Annotated in this window: 24 protein-coding genes and 1 pseudogene; 14 read left to right on the top strand and 11 right to left on the bottom strand. The window is 55.6% G+C overall.

The window, feature by feature from the left end:
* Positions 1 to 363: 363 nt before the first annotated feature.
* From AD665_RS09500 to AD665_RS09520, 5 genes are all read left to right on the top strand, one after another.
* A complete protein-coding gene (locus AD665_RS09500; RefSeq protein WP_010457912.1) occupies positions 364 to 654 on the top strand; it encodes a hypothetical protein in 291 nt (96 codons plus the stop codon).
* Positions 651 to 920, top strand: coding sequence for a DUF3077 domain-containing protein (locus AD665_RS09505; protein ID WP_053191857.1), 270 nt, complete (start codon positions 651 to 653; stop codon positions 918 to 920). Before AD665_RS09500 ends, AD665_RS09505 begins: the two co-directional genes overlap by 4 nt.
* Complete coding sequence (locus tag AD665_RS09510; protein ID WP_053191859.1) at positions 917 to 3,811, top strand: DUF927 domain-containing protein; 2,895 nt, start codon at positions 917 to 919, stop codon at positions 3,809 to 3,811. Before AD665_RS09505 ends, AD665_RS09510 begins: the two co-directional genes overlap by 4 nt.
* A 91-nt stretch (positions 3,812 to 3,902) precedes the next feature.
* Entirely contained in the window at positions 3,903 to 4,745 is an 843-nt protein-coding gene (locus AD665_RS09515) for a coiled-coil domain-containing protein (RefSeq protein ID WP_053191862.1), read from the top strand.
* A gap of 66 nt (positions 4,746 to 4,811) precedes the next feature.
* Positions 4,812 to 5,000, top strand: coding sequence for a hypothetical protein (locus AD665_RS09520; protein ID WP_053191864.1), 189 nt, complete (start codon positions 4,812 to 4,814; stop codon positions 4,998 to 5,000).
* A gap of 305 nt (positions 5,001 to 5,305) precedes the next feature.
* Here AD665_RS09520 and AD665_RS09525 read toward each other — a convergent pair whose 3' ends face one another.
* The 4 genes from AD665_RS09525 to AD665_RS09540 all read right to left on the bottom strand — a co-directional run bounded on the left by AD665_RS09525 (position 5,306) and on the right by AD665_RS09540 (position 11,189).
* Positions 5,306 to 6,112: an HNH endonuclease gene (locus AD665_RS09525; RefSeq protein WP_053191866.1), complete on the bottom strand. Its 807-nt coding sequence runs from the start codon at positions 6,110 to 6,112 to the stop codon at positions 5,306 to 5,308.
* A gap of 2 nt (positions 6,113 to 6,114) precedes the next feature.
* The gene (locus AD665_RS26790; RefSeq protein WP_080996579.1) at positions 6,115 to 7,770 is read right to left on the bottom strand and encodes an AAA family ATPase; all 1,656 of its coding nucleotides are present in this window, start codon (positions 7,768 to 7,770) and stop codon (positions 6,115 to 6,117) included.
* A 202-nt stretch (positions 7,771 to 7,972) separates the two neighbouring features.
* Positions 7,973 to 9,631, bottom strand: coding sequence for an ApeA N-terminal domain 1-containing protein (locus tag AD665_RS27360; protein WP_147460399.1), 1,659 nt, complete (start codon positions 9,629 to 9,631; stop codon positions 7,973 to 7,975).
* Between the two features lie 526 nt (positions 9,632 to 10,157).
* A complete protein-coding gene (locus AD665_RS09540; protein ID WP_053191872.1) occupies positions 10,158 to 11,189 on the bottom strand; it encodes a S1 family peptidase in 1,032 nt (343 codons plus the stop codon).
* A gap of 1,004 nt (positions 11,190 to 12,193) precedes the next feature.
* Between AD665_RS09540 and AD665_RS09545 the strand changes: the two genes are divergently transcribed.
* Positions 12,194 to 12,415, top strand: coding sequence for a hypothetical protein (locus AD665_RS09545; protein ID WP_042956428.1), 222 nt, complete (start codon positions 12,194 to 12,196; stop codon positions 12,413 to 12,415).
* A gap of 350 nt (positions 12,416 to 12,765) precedes the next feature.
* Here AD665_RS09545 and AD665_RS09550 read toward each other — a convergent pair whose 3' ends face one another.
* A complete protein-coding gene (locus AD665_RS09550; protein ID WP_053191874.1) occupies positions 12,766 to 13,368 on the bottom strand; it encodes a TetR/AcrR family transcriptional regulator in 603 nt (200 codons plus the stop codon).
* A gap of 124 nt (positions 13,369 to 13,492) precedes the next feature.
* On the opposite strand from AD665_RS09550, the gene AD665_RS09555 reads away from it, so the two are divergent.
* From AD665_RS09555 to AD665_RS09565, 3 genes are all read left to right on the top strand, one after another.
* Entirely contained in the window at positions 13,493 to 14,575 is a 1,083-nt protein-coding gene (locus tag AD665_RS09555) for an alkene reductase (protein WP_024778179.1), read from the top strand.
* Positions 14,576 to 14,623: 48 nt separating this feature from the next.
* Positions 14,624 to 15,412 carry an SDR family NAD(P)-dependent oxidoreductase gene (locus AD665_RS09560; RefSeq protein ID WP_024778180.1) on the top strand — a complete coding sequence of 263 codons (789 nt, stop codon included), beginning with the start codon at positions 14,624 to 14,626 and terminating at the stop codon, positions 15,410 to 15,412.
* 107 nt (positions 15,413 to 15,519) lie between these two features.
* A complete protein-coding gene (locus AD665_RS09565) occupies positions 15,520 to 16,521 on the top strand; it encodes an NADP-dependent oxidoreductase (RefSeq protein ID WP_053191894.1) in 1,002 nt (333 codons plus the stop codon).
* A 117-nt stretch (positions 16,522 to 16,638) separates the two neighbouring features.
* Here the strand turns inward: AD665_RS09565 and AD665_RS09570 are convergent, their stop codons facing one another.
* Complete coding sequence (locus tag AD665_RS09570) at positions 16,639 to 17,250, bottom strand: glutathione S-transferase (RefSeq protein WP_053191876.1); 612 nt, start codon at positions 17,248 to 17,250, stop codon at positions 16,639 to 16,641.
* A 125-nt stretch (positions 17,251 to 17,375) separates the two neighbouring features.
* Between AD665_RS09570 and ggt the strand changes: the two genes are divergently transcribed.
* Positions 17,376 to 19,229: a gamma-glutamyltransferase gene (ggt, locus tag AD665_RS09575; protein ID WP_050593840.1), complete on the top strand. Its 1,854-nt coding sequence runs from the start codon at positions 17,376 to 17,378 to the stop codon at positions 19,227 to 19,229.
* 17 nt (positions 19,230 to 19,246) lie between these two features.
* On the opposite strand, the gene AD665_RS09580 is transcribed toward ggt, so the two are convergent.
* From AD665_RS09580 to AD665_RS28140, 4 genes and pseudogenes are all read right to left on the bottom strand, one after another.
* The gene (locus tag AD665_RS09580) at positions 19,247 to 19,465 is read right to left on the bottom strand and encodes a helix-turn-helix domain-containing protein (RefSeq protein WP_024778184.1); all 219 of its coding nucleotides are present in this window, start codon (positions 19,463 to 19,465) and stop codon (positions 19,247 to 19,249) included.
* 7 nt (positions 19,466 to 19,472) lie between these two features.
* Entirely contained in the window at positions 19,473 to 20,027 is a 555-nt protein-coding gene (locus AD665_RS09585) for a DUF2975 domain-containing protein (RefSeq protein ID WP_024778185.1), read from the bottom strand.
* 92 nt (positions 20,028 to 20,119) lie between these two features.
* The gene (locus AD665_RS28135; RefSeq protein WP_392397200.1) at positions 20,120 to 20,551 is read right to left on the bottom strand and encodes a methyl-accepting chemotaxis protein; all 432 of its coding nucleotides are present in this window, start codon (positions 20,549 to 20,551) and stop codon (positions 20,120 to 20,122) included.
* Positions 20,552 to 20,659: 108 nt separating this feature from the next.
* Positions 20,660 to 21,442, bottom strand: a pseudogene (locus AD665_RS28140) (PAS domain-containing protein); the annotation flags it as partial.
* Positions 21,443 to 21,657: 215 nt separating this feature from the next.
* Between AD665_RS28140 and AD665_RS09595 the strand changes: the two are divergent.
* The 3 genes from AD665_RS09595 (at position 21,658) to AD665_RS09605 (ending at position 25,083) form a co-directional block, all read left to right on the top strand.
* Entirely contained in the window at positions 21,658 to 23,076 is a 1,419-nt protein-coding gene (locus AD665_RS09595; RefSeq protein ID WP_024778187.1) for a short-chain fatty acid transporter, read from the top strand.
* A gap of 111 nt (positions 23,077 to 23,187) precedes the next feature.
* Positions 23,188 to 24,348, top strand: coding sequence for a hypothetical protein (locus tag AD665_RS09600; RefSeq protein WP_053191878.1), 1,161 nt, complete (start codon positions 23,188 to 23,190; stop codon positions 24,346 to 24,348).
* A 207-nt stretch (positions 24,349 to 24,555) separates the two neighbouring features.
* Entirely contained in the window at positions 24,556 to 25,083 is a 528-nt protein-coding gene (locus AD665_RS09605) for an SET domain-containing protein (protein ID WP_053191880.1), read from the top strand.
* 11 nt (positions 25,084 to 25,094) lie between these two features.
* Here the strand turns inward: AD665_RS09605 and can are convergent, their stop codons facing one another.
* Positions 25,095 to 25,739, bottom strand: coding sequence for a carbonate dehydratase (gene can / locus AD665_RS09610; protein WP_024778190.1), 645 nt, complete (start codon positions 25,737 to 25,739; stop codon positions 25,095 to 25,097).
* Between the two features lie 131 nt (positions 25,740 to 25,870).
* On the opposite strand from can, the gene AD665_RS09615 reads away from it, so the two are divergent.
* Positions 25,871 to 26,275, top strand: coding sequence for a hypothetical protein (locus AD665_RS09615; protein ID WP_024778191.1), 405 nt, complete (start codon positions 25,871 to 25,873; stop codon positions 26,273 to 26,275).
* Positions 26,276 to 26,290: the final 15 nt, after the last annotated feature.

The raw sequence follows: 26,290 nt of genomic DNA on the forward strand, positions 1-26,290 counted from the left end.
AACAGTACAAGGCGCAACAGCGCCCCCATTACGATTGCAGGCGCTTTTTTTGTGTCTGCATTCCCGTGTTATGGCGGGTTGCGTAGGAGCACCCTCGGGTGCGCCGGTCTCCTTGTACGCCGGTCCGCCAATCCTGCGCAATCCGTCACCCTAATCTGCTTGGCGGCAGACGGTGGCGGTTCCTCAGTACAAGGAGCCTTCACAAATGCAACACGCCCTCAATCCGTTCAAAAATCGCGCCGCTGCACACCGTGCAATGGCTCTCGCCGCTCTACACGCCAACTCCAGCCTCGCTACTCGTCTTGCCCGTTACAACGCCCATATGGTCAAAGCTCGCGCTCTCGAAGCCGCAGGCGGTGCCCAATGAACTCCTCCCTCAGCTTCGCCTTGCCCGAAGACCTGCTCTGCGTCAGCAAAGATATCGAGAAGGGTGTCCCGGTTGATGCAATCACCTGTGCCATCAACCGCGCAGAGTCCGTACTGATGTTGCTTGAGGACCATTTCGAAAGCGAAAGCGACAGACCACGCCTAGCCAATCACGTCCTGGCCGCTGTTATTTGGGATGTCCGGGGCACCCTGGGACTGATTAAAACCCTGACCCTGCACGGTGACACCACGTCTGTGCCGATGGATCAGAAAGGCGGTGCCGTATGAGCGCTCACACCACACTAGGCCGAGCGTCGTTTTTCAATAAAACCTCGGGCCAGGGCGTGTTTCGGGTGAATGCGGGCATTCCTATTGAGGACGCGCTCGAAACGGTTTCACTCCTCCAGCATTATGCCAATCAACTCACGCTCGATGCCGCCATGAGTGATAAAGGCGAGCGCTACAGCTGGTGCGCGCTTTACCTGGGCGAAATGGCAAAGGCCCTGATTGATGATGTGAACGATGCGATGTTTATGCCGGGGGCCGATACATGACCCAGCGCACAAACAATCCAACAAAACGCCCCAGCTTTGCCGACGTGAAAGGCGCCGCACTCAAGGACATTGATCGCGTACTTTCCCATTGGCTGCCCAACGGCAAACGGGTCGATGGCGGCAAGGAATACACCGCCCCCAATCCGACCCGCACGGACAAACGTGCCGGGTCGCTCAAGGTCAACTTGAGCAAAGGCACCTGGGCGGATTTTGCTACCGGTGACAAGGGCGGCGACCTGATCGACCTGGTGCGCTACCTAGACGGCGGCACGGACGTGGAAGCCTGCAACAAGCTGGCGGATCTGCTGCACGTATCGGCAGGCGCCGCGCAATCGAAGCCAGCACCGAGCAAAGGCAAAGCGCCGGAATGGATTGCCATTCAGCCGATCCCGGTCGAGGCCATGAATAAGTGCCCTGCCAAGCACCGACAACACGGCGTGCCCTCCAAGGTCTGGATCTATCGCGATGCCCAAGGCCGGCCCCTCATGGCGCTTTATCGGTTCGACCTGGGGCCGGACGAAGACGGTAAGCCAAGGAAGGTCTTTGCACCGTTGACCTGGTGCCAACGCGCCGACGGCCAAACCACGCAATGGCGTTGGCAAGGTCTGCCCGATCCACGCCCTCTTCTGCACCTGGACGAACTATCGCAACGGCTCGATGCCCCGGTCGTACTGTGCGAGGGTGAGAAAGCCGCCGATGCCGCTGCCGAGTTGATGCCGGGCCATGTGGCGACCTGCTGGCCGAACGGTTCCAACTCTTGGCACAAGGCCGACCTGACACCGCTCAAAGGACGGTCTGTCTTGTTGTGGCCGGACAACGACTCCAGCGGTCAGAGCTGCATGGAGGCCGTCGCGGAAAAGCTGCGTGAAATCGGCGCCGCCTCAGTGCAAGCAATCGCCCTGGACGTCTTCAAACGCAAGCCCACGCTAAAGAATGGCAAACCGACCTTTGCCAAAGGTGGTCAATGGGACGATGGCGACGATGCAGCTGACGCACTCGCCAATGGCTGGACATCGGCCCACCTCGCCGAACTGGAGCGTACTGGTGAGCTGCTCGGCTCGGCAGCCACCCCCGCTCCGGCCGGAGAAATCGAAACAAAGGCACCACCGAAAACCAAGCGGCCCGCCAAATCAAAAAATGACCTGCTGCCCGGTGGTTTTCGCCTGACGTCAGAAGGCGTGTTTTACTCCGGCGACGACGGCGAAGCGCGGCCTGTGTGCTCGCCTCTAGAGATCCTCGCACGTACCCGTGACGACAAGGGGCACAACTGGGGCTTACTGGTCGAGTTCGACGACCCTGACGGCCAGAAAAAACGCTGGAACATTCCAGCACGCACCATGACGGGCGACTTTGGCAAGGATGTACTTGGCCCCCTTGTGGACATGGGTTTACGTCTAGCCGGCAGCCGCTCAGGACGTAACGCACGCAACGACCTGCAAAGCTATTTGCAGGGCTTTGACAGCGCGCAACGGGCTCGTCTGGTCACTCGGCTGGGCTGGCACGGGAATGCCTTCCTATTGCCCGAGCGGCAGATCGGCTCGCATGACGAACATCTGCACTTCTATGAAGCCGGTGCTCAACTTCCACCGATTAGCGAGTCCGGCACGCTGGAACAGTGGCAAGAGCAAATCGGCGCACTGTGCGTTGGCAACCATCGTTTGGCGTTCGTCGTCAGCGTGGCTTTTGCTGGACCATTGCTGAACATACTCGGTCACGAGTCGGGCGGGTTTCACCTCTACGGTGACAGCTCTGGTGGCAAGACCACGCACCTGCAAGTCGCTGCCTCGATCTATGGCGGACCACGTGTGGTGCGCTCCTGGCGCTCGACAGACAATGCTCTGGAATCCATCGCCGCCGCGCATTCGGACGGCCTCCTGGTGCTGGATGAAATCGGCATGTGCGACCCGCGCATCATCGGCGAAACGGTGTACATGCTTGGCAATGGCACCGGTAAGGCTCGCGCCAATGATCGAGGACAAGCAGGCCGACAGGTACAGGAGTGGCGCTTGCTGTTTCTCTCCACGGGCGAGAAGACGTTGGCGCAGCACATGGCCGAGGCAAACAAGGAACTGAAAGCCGGCATGGAAGTGCGCATGCTCGCCGTACCGGCGGACGCCAGTAAAGGCCTCGGCATGTTTGACGTGTTGAGTGGCTTCGACGACGCAGCGGCCCTCTCTGACGCGCTCAAGGCTCGGGTAGCCAAATACTACGGCACGCCACTCACCGCGTTCCTGGCGGCCCTTTGCGAGCCCGGGAAAATGCACGGATGGTCGACCATCCTCCGACGGACTTTGGAAGGGTTCGTTGCCAAAGCCCTCCCCGCCTCGGCCAGCGGGCAGGCACATCGAGCCGCTGCACGCTTTGGGCTGGCCGCAGCAGCTGGAGAGCTCGCTACCGCTCTCGGAATTACCGGTTGGCCTGACGGCACCGCGACCACAGCGGCACGGGTGTGCCTTAGCGCGTGGCTGAATGAGCGTGGCGGCGCCGGAAACCTTGAAGGTGATGCGATCTTGGCCCGCCTTCGCCAGATCATCGAGCGCTTTGGCGAAAGCCGCTTTACGCGCTGGGAGACCGCCGCCGCGAAGATCGATGAGCACGGGCCCCGCACCATCGACCGCCTGGGCTTTCGCAAAACCCTGGAGCACGGCATGGGCGACACCATGCACACCACCCACACCTACTACGTGCTGCCCGAGGCATGGCGATCCGAGATATTTCGGGGCATGAACATCAACGCCGTGAACAAGGAGCTGCTGCACCGGGGGGTGTTGGAACCTGGTAGCGATGGCAAGGCATCGAGCTTGGTCCGGTTGCCCGGCCTCGGCCCGCAACGCTGCTACATCGTGAAGACGATTCCGGGAACGGATGAGAGCGAGGCTCGGGCTGCCTGAAGGCATCCCTACTGATCGAGGTAGCGCCGGCTGATTCCCGGCCTCGCCAGCCGCTCAACCCAACCCAAACAAATTGCACAGAGACAAGACAATGAATGAACTCAAAGAACTGACAGATCGCCGCGAACAATTAATCCTCGAAATGGAAAATGTCAAAACCGAAATGCTTCCGCTCAAGACTGCGCTGGAAAGCGCCGAGGTCGTTGACCAACGCGGGAAACAAGAAGTACAGCATCAGTATGAAGAGCGAAAAAGGAAGTTTGATTCTCTGGACTTTGAGATCTATAGGTTGAATCAAAAAATCCATCGCCGTGAAAAACTCGCGAATCACGAAACCCTGATGGCGGGCTACGTTGATGCAATGGCGACTTGGAAAGCCGACGAGCAGGAACTCAACGAAAAGCGCCAGAGCCTTAGCACCCGGCTGAGTCAGATCCGCCAGCAAGCGACAGATGAAATGGCAAAGGCTCGACAGGCGGAGACAGAAGCGGCGACGGCCTATGCCCAAGCCGTAGCTTGGGGCGACGCCGAAGGTGAGAAGACTGCCAATGTCGACGCCCAAAAGGCCGCGAAAAACCTTACGACTGTAGCCGAGCAAAACCGTCGTCAGCAGCTGATTATCACGGCTCTGGAACAAGAGTTGACCACAGTCGACCAACACATCTCAGAAGCCCAACAAGAGCACACAAAAATTCAGAATGATTCGCTGTACCTCGCGACCTTGGTTCTTGAGGAGAGATGGAATGAGGCAGCCCAAGCGTTGCTTGATATCGGCGGAAAGCTTTGGGCGGCCCATCGCATGATTAACCGAGATCCTGTCGCCTTGCGAAAGCTGGACGTTCCAGAGCAAGGCGAGAACTTTGGCAGTTGGACCTCGGGTGATCTTTCGGAGCGTTCAACGCACTACGCCGTACAAGACGTGCTGGCCTTGTAACGACCCGCTCTACCTGAAACAGCCCACGCATGTGGGCTGCTTAAATAATGCCCAAGGATCAGCAGTATGAACACCGCCATGCAGAACAACTCCAGTCGTACCGAAACGCTGAAGGCCAGGAAAACCCATCTGAGCGCCCTGCTCAAGCTTATGGGCTCTCGCTGGGGGAAAAGCACAGCGATACAGAACCTCACCGCAAACGCGATCAAGGCAGAGCTGAGCCTCATTGATCAGAAACTAAAGCGCCGGAGTTAACGCACGTGGAAGCCTATCCGGCTTCCGCTGCCTGCTCTATAGTAGTTGGTTGAGCCGACAGGTTTAACTGTTCAGTCCCACCCTCACATTAATTTAAAGGGCAGCTTTCGGGCCAATAGCTGCCACCCACGAACGTCTGCTTTCGCCAAAAACAGTCGTTCAGAATGGGCAGCAAACGGTTAACTAACTCTGTCAGATATATTTGGGTTCTCACGTGTGACCGAAGGAAAACTTAGCTCACTGACTTGTAGCAGCCGCGGTTAGCTGTTCCAAGGAGCTGTTTTGGTACGCGAAACTTATAACCATTACAAAAGCTTTGGGATCAGAATGGCACTGCGTTGTGTTTGATTTACTTCAAGAAGGCCTCTGAGGCATGCCGCCCCCCAGCCATAGCCCAAGTTTGCAGCATGCATGATAGCCAGCTCCTCTTCTATGGCGGCCTCCCATGCCGCTTCTTTTTTACGTGCAACTCTCGCCGCCATGGTGCTAATTTGAACATTGGTGGCTAGCTTAAAGGCCCGGCGATCAATACTGATCATCATGTGTGCCAGAATACGAGACTGCTCGACTTGGTCAAAATCAAGCTCATTAAACCCAAGCTCAAACTCTGTGACAATCCCGGACACATCGAATTTGGTTACGAGCTTTAGCCTGGAAAAAATGTCTTTATCAAAAATCGGATGTAGCAGTTTGTGTTTCACCCCGTTCACGTGCTTGCTGCCCCGCTTTTGGTTGCAAGAATTACATGAGGGTACTAGGTTCCAACTAAAGACGGAGAACTCCGGAAATGGAGACTTCGGCAGATAGTGCTCTACGGTGCCAACCGCTGAATTTCCGCACATAGGGCAAGATCCGATGAGTACATCCCGCACTTTAGGAATCCAATCTAGCCCATATTTTTTTGCGCCGCCCTCATATGCTGCATGCAAACATATTTTTTGATCTTTAGACAAACCAATCGCTTTTAGTTGAGGTGAGCCGAAACTTTTTAAGTAGTCAGAGTATGCCTTATGTATTGCACTGTAGGTACCGCTTAGAAACACGTAACCAAGCGTTAAGGATTTGAGAGTTTTCAAGTCGTCGATAGCTTGCGCATGACTGAAATGCTGCATGATTAATCATACTCCTCCGGATTGGAAATCCTATCCTTGATTTCCAAAAGCATTTCAATATTAAAAATGTCTTTGTAATCCTCAAGTATCTGATCGAAGCTCATATTGGTCTTGGCGAGTATTTCGCTAATTTTACGATGATAAGCATCAATGGTGCTATCACCAAAAACTGCCAAAGATATTTCAGCTACATTTGCACCTAGTGTCTGAAGGTAAGGTCTACTGATTGACGCATCTGGGCCTTTTCGCTCCAAAATGTGAACACAGTGAGTGGGAACTTCTCGAACGATGTAGGCTGAATGTGTTGCTATGATAGCCATCGACGATGTCAACTCCAGGATACTATAGAGAAACATCATGTAATCACTTACAAGATTTGGATGAAGGTACGTCTCGGGCTCATCTATTATCAGTAACGTACCGTAGCCAGCGAGTGTCAGGAAATGCAGTGCAAAGTGAAACATACTGCGTTGTCCGCTACTCAAGTCTATAGCGCGCCTTGAGCCAGCACTCAAGAAACTAGGCTCTCTGGTAATATCGATGGTGCCCAGGATATCCAGCGAACGTTGCTCACCATTCATCTGGTTTATAAAGCTCCATTTTTTTCCTTCTCTATCCGCTACGCAACAATACTCTGGACAATCGTTTGATACAGGAATAGCTAACAAGTCCATAGGCATAATGCCAGACAATGCGTCGGTAAAAATTTTGCTTTTGGCTTGACTAAATCTGTCATCAGTAACCCTCAGCAGGGTCACCAACAAGTAAGAAAGATTCTGATGGAATTCGTTTGTTTCTTTTCTTGCAGTTGTATTGAATGCGTGATACTCAAAAACACCAACGCTGCTGAAGCGTGGAAGGGCGGAAGAAGGATCAGAGAAATATGAGACAACACGATTAAATCTAAAGTCGTCGGCAAAATCTAGAGTGGAGCTATCATATTGTATTAGCTTTTTGTTCTCTGAATATAACTGCGTCGATGGACCATCTTGTTTTCTATTCGCTAGAGCCGCTGCTTCAACCGCCAAACGAGCAAGCAGGTTAGTTTTGCCTGTGCCGTTTACACCTATCAGGCAGTGCACCCTATCATCAAAATGCTCATGGTGACGAAAACCAATATCAAGCTTCACGAAATTTTCAGTGCCAGGAAGCAAAGTTGAGAAACTAAAAGGAGTTTTTGCGTCACCTAAGGGTGCTTTAACATAGGCGCCAGCAAATCCATTTATCAATGATAAATAGGCTTTTTGGTCGCGAAGCACCCCAAGCCTAAAAGGTTCAATCTGAATTACATGCTCGTACTTTCCAGTGCCAGCATAACGATCATAGGACACCTCATGCAGTTCTTTTAAGACATATATAAAAGCACTATCTGGCAGCTTACTTGCTAGATGTCTGTATTGTTCAGGATTGGACAGAAGACTGACAAAATATTTCAACTCTCCTGAAGGGGCGCCGGTGAGATAGCTATACGGTTTTTGCTCTTTAATATTCAGAGGCAATACGTACGCACTCAAAAATATCATCTCACCTTTATAGAGAAAATTCACTGAGGCATGAAAGTTAAAACCGAAATCATTCCAGTTAGGTTTTGAGGAGCTTATATTTATACCGTCATCAAAACCATCAGGTGGGTCCTCTAGCTTAATTTTCCATGTCATTTCCCGTTCCTTTGTGAAGACAACAATTTAAGAGTATGCATGGTAGCATTTTGCCATGGTTTAGTCGTGACGCTCATGCATCTATTGGATAAACGCTGAACAGCAGCTTCTGGCCTAAGCGGTCAGTCATGACCGGCTGTTATGGAACAATATTGAGCACGTCTCCCTGACTACATCTCCCATGGAAAATTGTTTTGTGAAATTACACACCCTTAATAATATATGCCATATGCAATCGTATCGATTTTTCTCCGCACTCCAAATACAAGCTGTCTACCGCGGTCGCTCGCTCAGACTCAGACCCAAAAGCATCGATAACTTGATTGCTCGTTCTAGCTCGATCATTAATCCATGCATTGTACATATCCTTATGCCTTTCAGAGTAGACCAGCTCTCCTTCTGAGTTTTGAATAAAGCAGGCGTTAATAATCGAGACTTGACCAGAGGCAAATCCTTCAAAAAGGCTTTCTGAAACTTTAATGAATTCTGCTGAATTGGTTATGCGGTCGAGATGGATTTTGTCTAGACCCTGGTTAAATTTAAGGCGGTTGTGTGTATACTTCAAAGCGGCTGCAAAATCAGACGGTGAAAATCCGAGATCGGAATGCGCCCAATAAGTCATCAGAAGCGCAATCTTTTCAACGATAATATGAAGCTCCTGATATGATGTATCTGATAAGTCTGGCGCAGCCCCATGTGCAATTTTATCCCTAATTCGCTTTATTAGCGAAAAGTCATCATCCGACAAATTGATAATTCTGCGGATGCTTTCGTCCGTCAAGTTTTCTGCGTAATAATATTTCTCTCTGAACGTCAACTCACGCGACGTCACGAAAATCGACTCAATAAGAGACTCCATATCTTTAATCTGATATTTGTTCAAAGGCTTTTTTAAAAGCTTAATTTGCTCTTTGAATTTTGTAACTTTTTTACTTTCAGTTTTTGTCAATTTTTGATTTGCGATTTCTGCATAGGTGCTAACGTACTCGTCAAGTAAACTCACATATCCCAGAACTTTGAACTCCCAGAACCCCTCATAACGTTGCATACCTGCAAGACGAACCCACGAAGTTTTCCGATAGCTGGAAGTATAAAACCGGTTAAATATTGACTGCCATTTATCATCTAACGAATGTCTTTGGGTTAAACAACTTAGCCAATAAGCTCCGCTGGACGATCCTCTGTCAATTTTTTTAAAGGCTGGAAAGTAGATGGGGATAGGATAACCCACGCCAAAACCAACCCATACATTTGCAATAGATACAGGGGTTGCAGTCAGCAGAGATAACAAGGTGGAGAGCTCAAAAGATTTCTCTCTGAGCTCTTCAACTGAAAACACGCCACCAGCTCGCTCAAAAATAAAACGTGTATGCTCGTGTATTACATGATCTTCGCCACGTCTTGTCAAGCTGCTAAATGTTTCAGTTTTAAGAGCAAAATTTTCGTCAGCCATTTTTATAGTTATAGAAAGCTGGGGCGCCGAATTTTTCCAGCTTACACTCTCGCCCAGCTCGCCAACAATATACTGACCATGTAAAAACCAATCAGACAATTCCTCATACTTAACATGAAACTCACTTATGCCAGCTTTAACATTGCCGCAAGCAATAAAACCTGCATATAATAATAGGTCTTCAATTTCGCAATTGAAGAGAGTAAAGTGTCGCCCTTCTTTTGTTTTCGCCTTAAGGGTCGGAAGCTTTCTTTGTGGTACTCTGAAATTAGAGTTAAGGTCTAGCTGTATACAGATAAAATTGCCACCACCAAATGACAATTGCCCCTCACCTAAGATAATATAATCATCATAATAAACTTCGACGCCACACTCAATTTCGTTAGAGAAGTCGAAATCTTGTATCATTGATCAACCCTTTCCCAAAGAATTTGGATCCAGCATATCTATATGCAAGGAATTGTTCATTTTTGTCTGTAATAGTGAAGCAATAGCGGCATACCAAGGTTTGCTTCTGTCCAATTTTTACCAATCACCACTGACTGCAAAAGGTCGTAAACATCAACACGCGAACGGATACTTTTGGCCGATTTCTGCCGGTCAAGGCCATCCAATTGGCTGGTCAAATCCAATGCACGCGGCTGGTCAAGTCGATGCAAATTACTGGGGGAGTGCAGTGCAAGCGGGTGGTCAGGTGAAGAGCAACTACCCGGCTAGCGTCTAGTTGGTTCAATGCTTCCCCTTGCCTTGACGCTTCCTCTGTAAATCCGAATGCATTCGATACCGTCGGCCTTGCTGCCGATCCATACACCAATAGGAGAAACCCATATCGAGTTGTACTCACTTGGAGTCTGAAGTAAAAGTCAAGCGCAGCAATCGGCTGTGGTCGATTGCCAGCTCGCTTCGCACCTCAGAGGTCTAACCCACATATTCTCTAGACCGACATACAATCTTTGGTGCCGATTTTGTTTGCGACTTTCACGATGCGGTGAGGCTGTCTGAGCAAATCTCCCGCTGAAACGGCGTCTTCCTCCGCAGCATGAACGCTAAACGGTTCGGTCTCGTTTTCTAGGAAGACCCCCCAACACACCTGCCATCCCGGTGCATCCAAGCTCGACGCAAATGGTTGGATGTCGTATGCCCTACCAAGATCCACCGCATACCCCCTGCCGGGAAGATCGCCCTCGGCCCGAATCGAACGGCTAACGATACCAACAACATCTCCTGCCCGATTGAACACCGGACCTCCGCTCATGCCCGGAGGCCAGTCAGTCTCCACCTCAATAACCGGACTAGGGTTGGCCGTGCCAACCCCGTTCAGGTGCACATCGACAATGCGTCCATATGCGCCATACATCCCTTCCGACAAAAGCATTTTTTGAGACTCGGCCGAGAGCTCAGAAAGGTCCAATTCTGGGTACCCGATGGCAAGCAAGATATCCCCGACTTGAGGCCGCCATCCGTGAATACAGACGCTCACCGTCTGGGGAGGACGCACTAGTGGTCCAAGTGGAGAGGCCTGCATAACTGCAAGGTCCATGGCAACTTTACGCTCCTGCCTCCCTCGCAAAGCCCCCATCGGGTCATCAGAATCCATCATGGCTATTTGATACCCGGTTATAGGTACGAAACAGTCACTGGGAATGGTGACTGAGCCAAACACGATCGCATGCATGCTCAGAAACAGGACCGGCCGGCTCGTGCCGCTTTCTCCAGAGAAGTCGATGACGTGATGGGCTGTAAGGAAAGTGCCAAACTGATTAATATTAAATGCAGTGCCAAACCCGAAAAGCTGTCCCTTTTTATCTTGCCGGAATACGGGTACTACGGCATTCCTCAGCCCAAAGGGATCCTCAATTCTGAACGGATGAAAAGGTCTTTCGGGGTCGGGGTCAAGGGAGTAGGCCCTTTGTGACGGGTCGATCATTTCGCAGGTGGCAATCTCAAACGGTACGAAATGTTCCATTGCCGCTCCTAAATACGATTCTGCCAGCACCTCTGCTGCTCTACGCAGGGTCCTCGGTCAATTTGAATCAAGCGTAAACGGCAGCGCAGATGTGAAGCAAGTATCTAGTTGTGGCTGCGGTGGCCATTTTTATTCCTGCAAGACACCTTGGACGAACACATCCGTTTAGCACTCCTAAACTCTAGCCCTATGCTTATCGGGATAAATACCCTCACGCACCATACGCATCGCACCAAAGGCAGCTATTGGCCGGTAGCGGCCTGTCGCACCAGCGGGCTAATCGCTGATAGCTTGCTGACGCCTAGCAAAGTCCTCATACGTAATTGCCAATCGTTGCTGATGGGCAGGCAAGAGTTCGACGAGAGTTTCTTTCCTATTTTATGTGTCTACTTCAGACAGCGTTACACCAGTTAGCTTAGTAACACTCCTAAAAACTCATGCTCATACACAGTGTTACGCCGATAATATCCAATAAATACAGTTAGTTATCGACAACCGTTACACCAGTAACGTTCGTAACACTGCTTTCAGAAGGATGCGTATTCCCCCGCTCCCCGGAAGCATCAATGCCACCAGCGAACGTCAGGGGCCGTACCAAATTTTGCCGGGGACCCTGGGCATTTCGAATGGGTACGGGGCAAAGAACCCGCAGCATCTTGTTAGCGACTGAGTTTTCTACGTCGGTTGACAGGTTGACGTGGTTGACACCATCCCCAAGGTTGACCGGGTTCAACCGTTCGCTATCAACAACACAATGGCTCACCTTTACCGTTGCGGTAACGATCCCCTTTTTTCGTCAGGATCCTTTCAATTTCAACGTTGAAATTTCAGTAAGCTGCAATCTCTGTCGCTACCAAGATCCCGCGGGTTTCCGACCCCGTGTGCAGCGAAATCTCCCAGGGTCCCCGGCGCAATTTGCCCACCTGGTAAACAGGGCTACTGATATGCAATGCCACTGGCTCGATGTAGATTGGCTCCATGGTCAACACGGGAGGGAGAACAGCATGGAAGACCCATCTCTGCTTGCGTCTGTGCTCAAGCGAATGAATGAAAATCAGCTTGCCCTTGGAGCAGCTATCGAGGAGCTCTCAAACTGGGTTGAGCAACGAGGATCTACAGAGGTCGCGCAGAACATCAGGGGGGCACTGGAAACGCTGGATAGAAACTCAGGTTTTCTCACCCTGGCCCTCGCCTCCCTGGCGGCAGAAGGACGGGCCAAGGAATAACTATCTTGGCATCGGCCCTGCTTGATCGAGGTACGCCATGTCGGGTAGCGCTTTGACAGGCGGAGGGGACATGGGAAAACAGTAGCCAGAAAAAGGCAGCGTGTATGCCTACATGTATGCCTAACCGAACTTAACGACATTAAACCCTTTATATACAGCTACTTGAGCATCCAGTTCAAATGACTGTGTAGCCACCAAGTACTAAAAACGGCTTATCGAAAGATAAGCCGTTTTTTTATGCGCGAAAAAAACATCATGGCGGATACCGCCACGATTGCCTGGCTCGAAAGGCCTTTCTGTCAGCCCCCGAAGCACATTTCTCCGAATGGATGAGTAGCGCTCAACTCGCCTCAGTTCTCATGTTGCAGCTTGTCTGCCACGGTTTCCGACGACGTCACAGATTTGAGAATCGCGACCTGGCAGGCCTCGAGAATTTCATCAGCCAATGAAGAGCCGTCGGGACAGGCGCGGGACATCACAATGGCGCCGAGTGCCTGGGCCATTGTCGCCAGATGCGTTGCACGAGCCTTCTCAACGGCCTCAGGACTCAAGTTACCTTCTCCACGCAACACCGCCAGTTGGGTCTCGATACCTGCCGCAAAGATGGCGCGGACCTCCTCGTCCTTACGAGCCGCATCCGCGCACAACGCCGCCAGCGTGCAGCCTGTGGCGCGGTTATCGCGGTGCTCGCGTGAGAGATAGGCACGCACAAACTCTTGTACCGAGGCGCCGGCAGTGAGCTCCGCAGATTGCGTAATACCGCAAGCCGACGATTCAGCCATCAGATCGGACTTGGAGCGGAAGTGCTTGTAAAAGCCTCCTTGGGTAAATCCGGCAGCGGCCATCAGATCCGCGATGCCAACGCCATCATAGCCGCGCTCCCGAAAGAGCGCGGAGGCGGTTTCAACAATATGCGCGCGATTAGCCTGCGCCTGTTTCTTCGTGACTTTCATTGTCCATCCAAGCGTTGTCCAACTAGCCGCCAGTATACATTGATGTCATTCAACATCAAAACATTGACATTTTAGAGTTCGATCGCAATCATTGAGGCCAATCCCACACCAGAAGCCGGAAATCATGTCTGAGAAATCGCTTTTCGAACCCTATCTACTGGGTGACTTGACGCTCTCCAATCGCATCGTGATGGCGCCGCTGACCCGTAACCGCGCAGCCGCAGGCCTAGTCCCGAGCGATTTGAGCGCGACCTATTACGCTCAACGCGCCTCGGCCGGCCTGATCATCACTGAAGCCACCCAGATATCAGCGCAGGCACAGGGATACCAAGACACCCCGGGGCTGTACACGCATGAGCAGATCACCGGCTGGCGGACGGTGACCGACGCGGTGCATGCTGCAGGTGGACGTATCTTTGTGCAGCTTTGGCATGTTGGCCGTGTTTCGCATGTCGATCTGCAACCGGATGGCGCAGCACCCGTGGCGCCGTCTGCAATCCGGGCGCAGACGAAAACATTCGTCAACAACGGTTTCACCGACGTATCGGAGCCTCGCGCCCTGCAATCGAGCGAGCTGCCAGGCATCGTCAACGACTTTCGCCAAGCGGCGGCGAACGCCATTGCCGCGGGCTTCGACGGCGTCGAGATCCACGGAGCCAACGGCTATCTGCTTGACCAGTTCATCAAAGACAATGCCAACCAGCGCACGGATGCCTACGGCGGCTCGATAGAGAACCGCGCGCGTCTGCTGCTCGAGGTCGTCGCGGCAGTGGTCGACGAAATCGGTGCCGAGCGCACCGGCGTGCGGATTTCGCCGGTCTCCCCGGCCAATGGCGTCTCCAGCAGCGCCCCGCAACCTCAGTACGAATACATCGTCGAGCAGCTCAATGCGCTGGGGATCGTCTTGCTGCACGTAGTGGAAGGCGCCACTGGCGGCCCACGCGATGTAGCACCGTTCAACTACGACGCATTGCGTCAGCGATTCAAGCAGACCTACTTGGCCAATAACGGCTACGACCTGCAATTGGCTACCGCTGCACTCAATGAGGACAAGGCAGATCTGATTGCCTTCGGCCGTCCGTTCATCAGTAACCCAGACCTGGTTGAACGCTTGAAAACCGCTGCACCGCTGACACCTCTCGACGGTACCACGCTCTACGGTGGCGGTGCCGAAGGCTACACCGACTACCCGACAATCGCTGGTTGAAGCCTCCCAATTCATCTTCTTGCACAACACGCCCTCAGGAATTCCGACATGACAACGCTTGCGACTGTTCTGATCACAGGTGCCTCTACCGGCATCGGCGCCACCTATGCCAAACGCCTTGCCGAACGCGGCCATGACCTTGTCCTTGTCGCCCGGGACAAGGAACGCCTGGATGCGCTGGCCGCCCGCCTCCAAGCAGAACACGGCATCGCAGTTGATGTTGTGCAAGCTGACTTGACCGACCCTGCCGATCTCAGTGCAGTCGAAACCCGCCTGCGTGATGACTCGCGCATCGGCGTACTGATCAACAACGCAGGACTGGCTCAATCCGGTGCCTTCGTTCAACAGAACGCCGGGGCGATCGACCGCCTTGTCTCACTCAACGTCGTTGCCCTGACGCGTCTCGCCGCTGCGGTAGCTCCACGCTTTGCACAGTCCGGTGCGGGTTCTATCGTCAACCTGGGATCGGTGGTGGGTCTTGCGCCGGAATTCGGCATGTCGGTGTATGGCGCTACGAAGGCGTTCGTACTGTTCCTGTCCCAAGGGCTGCACCTGGAGCTGTCGCCCATGGGAGTCTATGTCCAGGCAGTATTACCAGCAGCAACCCGCACCGAAATTTGGGAGCGCGCAGGGATCGACGTCAATTCACTGAGCGAAGTGATGGATGTCGAAGAGTTGGTCGATGCAGCGCTGGTCGGTTTTGATCGCCGCGAGCTGGTCACCATCCCGCCGTTACACACCGAGGCTCGCTGGACGGCTCTGGATCAAGCGCGACAGGGGTTGCTGTCAGAGATTCGCCAGGCCCACGCCGCTGAGCGCTATCAACCGAAAGCCTGAATGTCATGGCCCTCGTTCAGCCGACGCAATGAACGCAAAGCTTCCCTGCGGCCATGCCGTGGGGGAGCGAAATGGCAGCGGCCTATCCACATCGGAATCAGCGCAATATGAAAGCACTCACCTTCAAACGCTATGGCAAGTCGCCGCAAATCGGGTTTGAGCAAGTTGCCCGCCCGACGATCGCGTCCGATGAGCTGCTGGTCGAAGTCTACGCAGCCGGGGTGAACCCGATCGACAACATGATCCCAACCGGGATTTTCAAGCCTGTCCTGAAGTTCGAATTGCCGGCCGTCATGGGCAGCGATCTCGCGGGCGTGGTCATTGAAGTCGGCAGCGCGGTCACTCGCTTCAAGGCGGGGGATGCGATATTTGCCAGTCTCTTTGACCTTGGCACCGGTTCAATCGCCGAGTTTGCAGTCGTACCCGCGGCGGTTGCCGCATTGAAGCCCGAGAACCTGGATTTCGTGCAAGCCGCATCCCTGCCAATGGTGGGGCTGACCTCCTGGCAAGCGTTGAAAGAGCGCGCCTACCTCAAGGCCGGCCAGAAACTCTTCGTCCCGGCAGGGTCAGGAGGTATTGGTACCTTCGCGATCCAACTGGCAAAACATCTGGGGGCCAAGGTAGCTACCACGACCAGCACCGCAAACATCGAGCTGGTACGTAGCCTGGGCGCAGACGAAGTGGTCGATTACAAGAAACAGGCATTTGAGCAGGTGCTCAGTGGGTGCGATGTGGTCCTCGGCACCACCCGAGGGGACGCACTTGAAAAGTCTGTTGGCATTCTCAAGCCGGGCGGCAAAATTGTTTCACTGGTCGGTCCCCTGGACAAAGCCTTTGCCAAAGCCCGGCGGCTGAACGTTCTCCTCTCGTTCGTCTTCGGCCTGATGAGCCGCAAGATCATCGCTCTGGCGAAAAAAAACCACGTGACCTATTCGTTCCTGTTCGTTCGCCCGGACGGCACTCAACTCAATGAAATTGGCAGGCTGGTCAAATCCGAGCGCATCAAGCCTGTGATTGATCGGGTCTTTGCTTTCGAGCAAGCGAAGGAAGCACTTGATTATCTGGGCCAAGGTCGAGCGAAAGGTAAGGTCGTCGTTAAGATCAAATGAGTAGATAAGCAGGCCAGAGCAGGTGCATTTCAATTGTGGCCATGGCTCACTTCCGAGCCAAGCCGTCGGCGCCCCTGGGGCCCATCCTGGGGGGGCGTCAAGTGCGTTATTGCCCCCTCAAGCCTGGGGGTATCGCTTGAACAATTTGGTCTCTTCCAACCGTGCCGCATGAGCATGCAACTCAGGAAAATCATCTGCCCTGACGACATCGGCAATCATCAGTTGAATGAAGGACCAGGCGACTGCGCTGGTAATGGCGGCCTGATCCGGCCTGTCCCGCATAGCCGGCTGCATGCACGCCAGCCGGGTTTCCCATTCCCGGCAGGCCGCCAGCAACTGCCCGACAACCCGGTCCAGCCAAGGCTGATGACGTTTTTCCTCTGGGCGTAACTGGCGCTCATAGACAATCTGCACGGTCTTTTCGCAAGCAGCCAGCGCCAATCCCAGCACCTGCAGCGAAGCGACCAGGGGCATGGCCTGTTGTGGCATCAACTTCTTGTCAGCGCAGGCCTGCGCCTCGAAGTAGTCGATGATCAGCGTCGAATCCATCAACACGTTACCGTCATCCAGCACCAGGCTGGGGGCTTTTACCACCGGATTGATCGCACGGAACGCCTCGAACGAACCGAATACCGACAGTGCGACATGCTCGAACGAGACCCCCATCAGATCAAGCGAGATGGCCACGCGGCGAACATAGGGGGAATCCAGCATGCCAATCAGCTTCATCGGTAATTCCTCCATGATGCGGGTCGATCCTGTTTTCGGGCGGTACTGCTCAGAAGCAGGTTCCCCGTCGGTTTGCACCCTGCGTCTCGCATCGCTACAGTCCGACTCTATATCCCATGCCACGGATGGAGCAACACGTGCTTACAGACCTCAGACCGAACCTTCATCGCCTGTCAGCCGTTTCGTTGCTGGCTGTCGCCCTCACCCTCGTTGCCTGTAAGGCTCCACCTTCCTCCTCCACACCCGCATTACCCGCCGCACCAGAAATCACCTCCGGCTACCGTACAGATCTGCAGGTCCGCCATGCCGACAAACACATGGCCGCCGCAGCCAACCCGTTGGCGGCCGAGGCCGGGCGGGAAATGTTGCGCCGTGGGGGCTCAGCCATTGACGCGGCGATTGCGATGCAGGCGGTTTTGACCCTGGTGGAACCGCAGTCATCCGGCATCGGCGGAGGAGCATTCATCGTGCTGTGGGATGGCAAGGCCGTGCGTACGTACGACGGACGTGAAACCGCTCCGGCCGGCGCTACTGAGCGACTGTTCCTACAGGCCGATGGCAAACCCATGCCGTTTACCGCCGCACAGATCGGTGGCCGCTCGGTCGGCACACCCGGTGTATTGCGTGCGTTGGAACTGGCCCACCGAAAACACGGGCGCTTGAAATGGGCAACGCTGTTCGATCCGGCCATCAAGCTGGCGGAGCAAGGTTTCCCAATCTCGCCCCGGTTGCACTCAATCATTGCCGGCGACCCGTCCCTGCCAGGCTCGCCAGACATGGCCGCTTACTTCCTGAACACCGACGGCAGTCCGAAAGCTGTCGGCACGTTGCTGAAAAATCCGGCATTGGCCGGCGTGCTCAAGCGCATCGCCAACGAAGGTCCCGATGCGTTGTACGAAGGACCGGTGGCCCGGGAAATCGTCGCCAAGGTTCAGGGCCACGCCAACCCCGGCAGCCTTTCGCTGAACGACCTGAAAGGCTACGCCGCCAAGGAGCGTGCACCGTTGTGCACCGACTACAGGCGTTGGCAGCTCTGCGGCATGGCCCCGCCCTCTTCTGGCGCAATCGCCGTAGCGCAGACTCTCGGGACCTTGCAGGCTTTGGAGCAGCGCGACAGCCACACCGCCCTCGCCCCTTTGAAACCCATCAAGAGCGACAACCCCGCTGGCCTCGAGCCCGCGCCGGAAGCCGTGCACCTGATCGCAGAAGCCGAACGCCTGGCCTACGCCGACCGCGCCCAGTATGTCGCCGATTCGGACTTCGTCCCTGTGCCAGTCAAGGGTCTGGTCGACCCCGGGTACCTGGCCAGCCGCGCCAATCTGATCGGCCCGCGCAGCATGGGCGTCGCTAAACCCGGTACGCCACCAGGCATCCAGGTGGCCTACGCACCGGACCGTTCGCCGCTACGTATCTCCACCTCGCAAGTGGTGGCGGTGGACGACCAGGGCGGCGCCGTGTCCATGACAACCACGGTGGAATCGGCATTCGGCTCACATCTGATGGTCCAGGGTTTCATGCTCAACAACCAGATGACCGACTTCTCTTTCATCCCCGAAGAGAATGGACAAAAAGTCGCCAATCGCGTCGAACCCGGCAAGCGCCCACGTTCATCCATGGCACCGACGCTGATTTTCGACCGTCAGAACGGTGAGCTGCTGGCCGCTGTCGGCTCGCCGGGGGGGTCGCAGATCATCGAATATGTAGTCAAATCGGTGGTTGGCCTGCTGGACTGGAACCTGGACCCGCAAACGGCCATCAACCTGCCCAACTTCGGCAGCCGCAATGGCCCCACCGAGCTGGAAAAGGGGCAATTCAGTCCCGCGTTGATCCAGGTGCTGAAAGATAAGGGTCACACGGTCAGCGAGATCGACATGACCAGCGGCACCCAGGCGATTGTCCGGGTGCGTGACGCGCAAGGGAAAACCTCACTCGCCGGGGGGGCGGACCCTCGGCGTGAGGGCGAGGCGCTGGGGGACTGAGCAGATACCTGACTCGCTCATGACTGTTCACCCTCAGGCTGATAAATCAACAGATCGGCGGGCTGACACTGCAGGTGACTGCATATGGCCTCGAGCGTCGCCAGGCGTATGCCCTTGACCTTTCCCTGCTTCAACAGGGAGAGGTTGGCTTCCGTGATGCCGATTGCGGCGGCAAGATCCTTGGATTTGACCTTGCGCATCGCCAGCATCACATCCAGTTGGATAACGATAGGCATGAGTTCCTCACACGAAAGATCTGTTTTCTGAGTCGACTTCACTCGCCTGGGACAATATCCGGGCGATGATCGCGATACAGGCGGCCAGGAACAAGGCGACGAAGGACGGGGCGGTGATGCTTATAGTCAGTAGTCGCTCGCCAACCGGCGCGTTGATCGTGACCAGCAAGCTGAGAAACGGCTCGCACAGAAAATCCAGCAACACCCACAGCGCCACTGCGCGACCCGAGTTTCCCAGGTAAACCGCTGCTTCTCTGGAGAAATACTGCCCTTGGGCATAACGTCTGAAGAGCTGCCGCAGGTTGACCAACCCGGCCGCCAGCGCCAACAGAGGCACGCTGGACAAAAGAATCCCACCTAGACGTTGCCAGCCAGTCAACGCCATTGCCCCGCCGGGCAAACTGGACAACTGCCGCTCGGTCAGGGAAAAGCCCAGGCCGTATTTTGACGCAATATCAGGAAGCAGCCAGGCAGCAGCGTTGACTGCCATCATCGCGACAATGAAAACCAGCGTGATGACAGCCATGCGCTGGCTGTACAGGGCAAGACGATTCGAACACATGTCAGGGCTCCAGTAGAGTATGGGAGCGCCAACCTTAGATATGAAATTATCGCAAAACAATAATTAATATGTAAAAAACAATAACAGCAGAATCAAGTCGACAGTTGATTGGCGAACTGGCTCACGGCATCGACCACCTTCCTCGCCCCATCCTGGATCTCGACGATCACTGTCCCCGCCTCGGCAGCCAGGGCCAGGCCCTGTTCGGCCTGGTGTTGGCCGTCTGTCATCAACGACACGGCATTGCGCGCCATGTCCTGGTTCTGGCGAACCACGCCGACGATTTCATCGGTGGCCTGACTGGTACGGGACGCCAGTTGCCGCACTTCATCGGCCACCACTGCAAAGCCTCGGCCCTGTTCGCCGGCCCGGGCGGCTTCGATAGCCGCGTTGAGTGCCAGCAGGTTGGTTTGTTCAGCGATGCCGCTGATGGTCTTGACGATCGTGCCAATCACCATGGATTGCTCGTTCAGCGCTTCGATACCTTCGCCGGCATTTTGCATGTGTCGGGCCAGGTCACGCATCACGTCTACGGCCTGGGTCACCACAGTGGTGCCGCGCTGGGCACTGTTGTCGGTTTGCAACGAGGTGCTGTAGGCGATGTTGGCAGCCTCGGCGACGGCCTTTTCCTGGTTGACCTGATCGGTGATGTTCGTGGCGAACTTCACCACTTTGTACAGTCGGTCATTGGCGTCGACCACCGGGTTGTAGGAAGCCTCCAGCCACACTTCACGGCCACTGCTGTCGAGGCGCTTGAAACGGCCGGCGACGAACTCACCACTGTTCAAGCGCTTCCAGAACTGCTGGTAGGCAGGGCTGTTGTATTCCTCCGGCTCACAGAATGTGCGGTGATGCTTGCCCTTGACCTGCGCCAGACTATAGCCCATGGCGTTGAGAAACCGATCATTGGCTGTCAGTACGTGACCATCCAGGTCAAATTCGATCACCGCCGTTGAACGCACCAACGCACCAATGAGGTTTTCATGCTCACGAGAACCTTCAATGGTGCGGGTCAGGTCATTGGAGTACATCGAGAAATAACGGACTCGTCCATCTGCCCCTTTCACGGGCTGAAGGATCGAACGCAACCAGGCTTCCTTGCCGTTGCCGCGAAGCAGGCGCACGGCACCAGAGAAATGCTCGCCACGGGTCAATCCCGACTTGAAGCGAATCTGGAATTCATTGGACTTCAAGTAGGCCGGCACCAGATCTTCTACAGCCCGACCAATGAGGTCCTGGCTCTGGTAGTGCATTTCATCGAGAAATTTCTGATTGACCGTCTGCACCCGTCCGTCGGCATCGAGGGTCAGCGCCAGCATTTCGCGGTCCAGGCTTTCCTTCACTTGCATGAGGCTGGACAGTTCTTGGCGCAGGGCCGTCAGCTCCTGCTTCAAGCGTTGATTGAACATAGACATGCTCCGATTGGCAGGAGAATTGACAAGCTGTTCTCATGCCATCGGCGCGGCGACTTTTTTCTGAAGAGTGCCATTGGTCGACCCGGCGTTTTCCAGGACGCTGGCGAACCCTGGTCCATCTTTCACGGTCAGTGAATTGTTCTACCGTTGTCGGGGCCTCGCCGCTCCAGATACCCGTACCCATAAAATCAATCATAAGAATCGAGGTAATCACCGTGACCACCGACATCCAAGACAGCCGCTCCGCCCGCTTCGCCTTGCGCTGCTCCAGTTTTGCCGAGCGCTGGTTTCCCGATTCCTGGGTCTTTGCCGCGTTGGCGGTGCTGGTGGTCGCGCTGGCGACGCAGCTCATCGGCGCAACGCCTACGGCCGCCGCCATGGCGTTCGGCGATGGTTTCTGGAGCCTGATCCCGTTCACCATGCAAATGGCCTTCGTCGTCATCGGTGGCTACGTGGTCGCCAGTTCGCCACCCGCCGTCAGGTTGATCGATCGCCTGGCACGCATCCCAAAGAATGGGCGATCCGCGGTGGCCTGGGTGGCGCTGATTTCCATGGTCGCCTCGCTGCTCAACTGGGGCTTGTCGCTGGTCTTCGGCGGCCTGCTGGTGCGCGCGCTCGCTCGCCGCACCGATCTGAAGATGGACTATCGCGCCGCCGGTGCCGCCGCTTACCTGGGCCTCGGCGCAGTGTGGGCCTTGGGGTTATCGTCGTCGGCGGCGCAGTTGCAGGCCAACCCGGCAAGCCTGCCCCCGTCGATCCTGTCGATCACCGGCGTCATTCCATTCACCCAAACCATTTTCCTCTGGCAGTCCGGCATGTTGTTGCTGGCACTGATCGTCATTTCGCTGCTGATTGCCTACGCGACCGCTCCAGGCCCGAACAGCGCCCGTGACGCCGCCGCGTGTGGCATCGACCCCAGCTTCAGCATGCCGGCCCTGCAGCCCCGAACCCGTCCCGGGGAATGGCTGGAACACAGTCCGCTGTTGACTATTGCGCTGGTGTTGCTGGCCGCCGGCTGGCTGTCCCACGAGTTTTCGACCAAACCGGCAATCAGCGCGATTTCGGGGCTCAATACCTACAACTTCCTGTTCCTGATGCTCGGCGCATTGCTGCACTGGCGCCCGCGCAGCTTTCTCGATGCAGTGGCCCGCGCGGTACCGACCACTACCGGCGTACTGATCCAGTTCCCGCTGTACGGCTCGATCGCCGCACTGTTGACCACCGTCAAGGGCGGCGATGCCCAGACGCTCGCCCACCACATCTCGACCTTTTTCGTACAGATCGCCTCCCACGACACTTACGCCTTGTTAATGGGGGTCTACTCGGCGGTCTTGGGCTTCTTCATCCCTTCCGGTGGGGGCAAGTGGATCATCGAGGCCCCCTACGTAATGCAAGTGGCCAATGACCTGAATTACCACCTGGGTTGGGCAGTCCAGATCTATAACGCCGCCGAAGCGTTGCCGAACCTCATCAATCCCTTCTACATGCTGCCGCTGCTGGGTGTGTTGGGGCTGAAGGCCAGGGACTTGATCGGCTTTTCCTTCGTGCAACTGCTGGTGCATACACCGTTGGTGCTGGTGCTGCTATGGGCGCTGGGCACGACATTGGTCTATTTGCCACCAGTGATGCCATAAAGCCATAAAAAAGGGCCGATATTTACATCGGCCCACTTTTTCTTCAGCTCGGTCTGTTTCAGTATGGGGGCGCCCTGTTCGAAGGGCTCAAACGCTGAAAAGGATCTGAGCATGTCTAGACTTGCAGTATTTCCCCTTGCCGCCCTGGCCCTCAGTGCCACTGTCCACGCGGCCGACATCAATGTACAGCTTGGCAGTACCGAACGCGTCACCCGCCTCTTCGCTTACCCCAACAACTGCAACGTCATCTGCTTCCGCAACTGGACGCTGGAACAGACCGTCGAGCATTACCTGACCCAAAGCGTCCAACGTGACGGCTACAGTACCGCCAAGGTCAGTGTCAAACGTGACAACGGTAAAATCTACGCCCACATCAGCGGCGTGCCGAAAGCCTATGGCCAACCGCTGAGCAAACTGCTCGATGCCGGCGACCTGGCGTACAAGGGGGCCACGAAGCTCAACGATGACAAGAAATGGGCCTACAACTGGTACTTGTTCCTGCCGCTGGGCATGGCCCTGGAAAACCGCAAGAGTGTCGAACTGTTGCACTTCCCGCCGGATTACTCCCTGACCCAGGCCCAGGACTACCTGGAATCAGCCACCACCGATCGGTGGGCCACGCTGCTGACGGTCAACGGCATCGCCGCCGACCAGACACCGGCCTACCAGACCATCATCGACATCGCCCCCATCGCGGCGCCGTCCACTGCTGGCGCGACGCTGGAGGGAGTCTACGATTACTTCAACGACTACCAGACCACCATGGTCAAGCAAGTCAGCCAGAGCGCCGGCGGGACCGCGCTGCCGATGGTGGCCTTTGGCGCCCCCGTGCGCAACTGGATCAAGACCCAGTACGGCCAGACCGTAGCGGTGCTCGGCCTGGCGACCATCTCCCCCGCCGCCGGCGTCAAGGTTCCGGTCCTGGGTTCCAACCACCCAAGCTACATCTGGTATGCCGCCGACCCGGAAAGCTACGGCGGCGACGAAGCCAAGGCAGACGCGGCAGGCTTGAAAGTCATGGGCCAGGACCTGAGCGCTGCCTGCTGGCAAGCCGGCATGGGCAGCAAGCCAAGCAGCGATCCAACCACCCAATTGAACCAGTGCACGCAGACTTGGCAAGTCACGCAAAAGGAAAAAACCTGCGAGTTGTTCTACACCTCGATTCGCAAACTGTCGCCGGAAGACGCGGCGAAAAAATGCGAGACGCCTGAAATCAAGTCGCAACTGCCGCAATTGAAGGTGCCCACGCCGTTGCCATCCGAGCCGGTATGACCTCCAAAGCCTGATGACGAGGCGTACTCACTCGCCATGAGTGCCGCTTTCCTGTGTAAGCCCTCGCTCACACGGGAAAGCGCCTTTGGCGCCTGTCAGAGTTGACAGTAGATGTCCCGCCGGTCTTGGAGGAAGCTACCCGGGTCAATCACGACCGTTGGCAGGACGCCAACGCCAGCAAGTCGGCCTGTACCGACAAGGACCGTCATGACCATCTTCGTTGCAGATAAAGCCTTTTCGCAGGACCGGGACTGCATATACCCGGAAAAAGTACTCAGCCTCCGCCAGGGTTATCCGTCTGCCCGTGATTTCGAAGTGCTACGCCCCCCCAACGGACGCGGCAATACCGTTATCGCCCGGAAAAGGTTCGCCCCCATGGAGCGGATATGCAGGGTATCGGGGCTGCTGGTTGGCCGACGACGCCTGCACACGGTGCAGATCCTGCCGGACATACATATGTATGACCCGCACTTCGCCGGATTGCTGCTGCATTCCTGCAACCCGAATGTCTTTCTCGACATGAGCGAACTGTGGTTGTGGGCACTGACGCCCATTCACGCTGGTGACTGCCTGACGATGGACCACGCCAGTACCGAACAGAAACTCTATCGGCAGTTTGCCTGTCGGTGCGGTTCGTCCAATTGCCATGGCTGGATCACCGGCTATGACGAACCGCCCAACGAACAGGGCATGAAGTTCCTGAAACACTGGCGCCGCCGCTGTCACCGCGACTGACGCCAGTCAGATCAGGGAGCGCCCACCGGACGCAAGCGATACTGCGGCGGCAACTGCTCGAAACCGCTGATCGTGGTGTCCAGGCTTTTCCAGCGCCCGTCCTTGATGCCATAGATGCAACCATGGATCGACAGCTTCTGGCCGCGATGCCAGGCGTTCTGCACGATGCTGGTGTGGCCGACGTTGGCCACCTGCTGAATCACGTTGAGTTCGCACAGACGGTCCACGCGCTCTTCTTCGGTCGGCAGTTGCGCCAACGCTTCGCGATGCTCGTAATACAGGTCGCGAATGGAACGCAGCCAGCCATCGATCAGACCCAACTGGCGATCCTGCATCGAGGCCCGCACGCCACCACAGCCATAATGGCCGGTGACCAGGATGTGTTTGACCTTGAGCACGTCTACTGCGTACTGGATCACCGACAGGCAGTTGAGGTCGGTGTGCAGCACCACGTTGGCCACGTTGCGGTGCACGAACAGATCGCCCGGCAACATGCCGACGATCTCGTTGGCCGGCACCCGCGCATCGGAACAACCGATCCACAGGTATTCAGGGGTTTGCTGACGAGCCAGCTTGGAGAAGAAGTCAGGATCCTCCTGCTTGATCGCATCGGCCCAGCGCGCGTTGTTATCAATCAGATCTTGTAGTTCGTTCATGCTGTCTTGCCCTCGAGAACAGTGCGAAACTTTGACATCGGAGCGGCTGTCGAGGTCACTTCGATAATGCCGTTGGAATTCTCGACACGGCTACCGGTCCATCCAGTAAGGCCCAAAGTAGGAGAGTTGCCATGAATGATTCACGACGTCCTTTCGATGCGGCGCAACCGGAGCCCATTGATGACAACGAAGACCGCATGGGTTCGATGCATGAACTGGAGTTCGATGAAGATGAGCCCAGCGCGAAGATCGGTGACGAACTGCCGGAAAACGAACGCGAACAATTGATGCCTCGTGAACGCGTTCGCGAGGCCGGCATGACCGGCGCCTCAATGGATGATCATCAACCCACCGAGGATGACATGAGCCCCGAGACGCTCATCCGCGAAGACGGCGCCCGGGATGCCCATGAGGCCGGCGGCGACGAGCAGGCCGATTGGGACCTGAGCGTGGTGGATGAAGATGACATTGGCGGGGGCGATGGATTGGACGAGGCCGAGATGGCGGATATCGACCCACTGGACGGCAAGCGCTGAGTGAATCGCAGCCCT

The sequence above is a fragment of the Pseudomonas corrugata genome, assembly GCF_001269905.1.
In the GTDB taxonomy this organism is placed as follows: domain Bacteria; phylum Pseudomonadota; class Gammaproteobacteria; order Pseudomonadales; family Pseudomonadaceae; genus Aquipseudomonas; species Aquipseudomonas corrugata.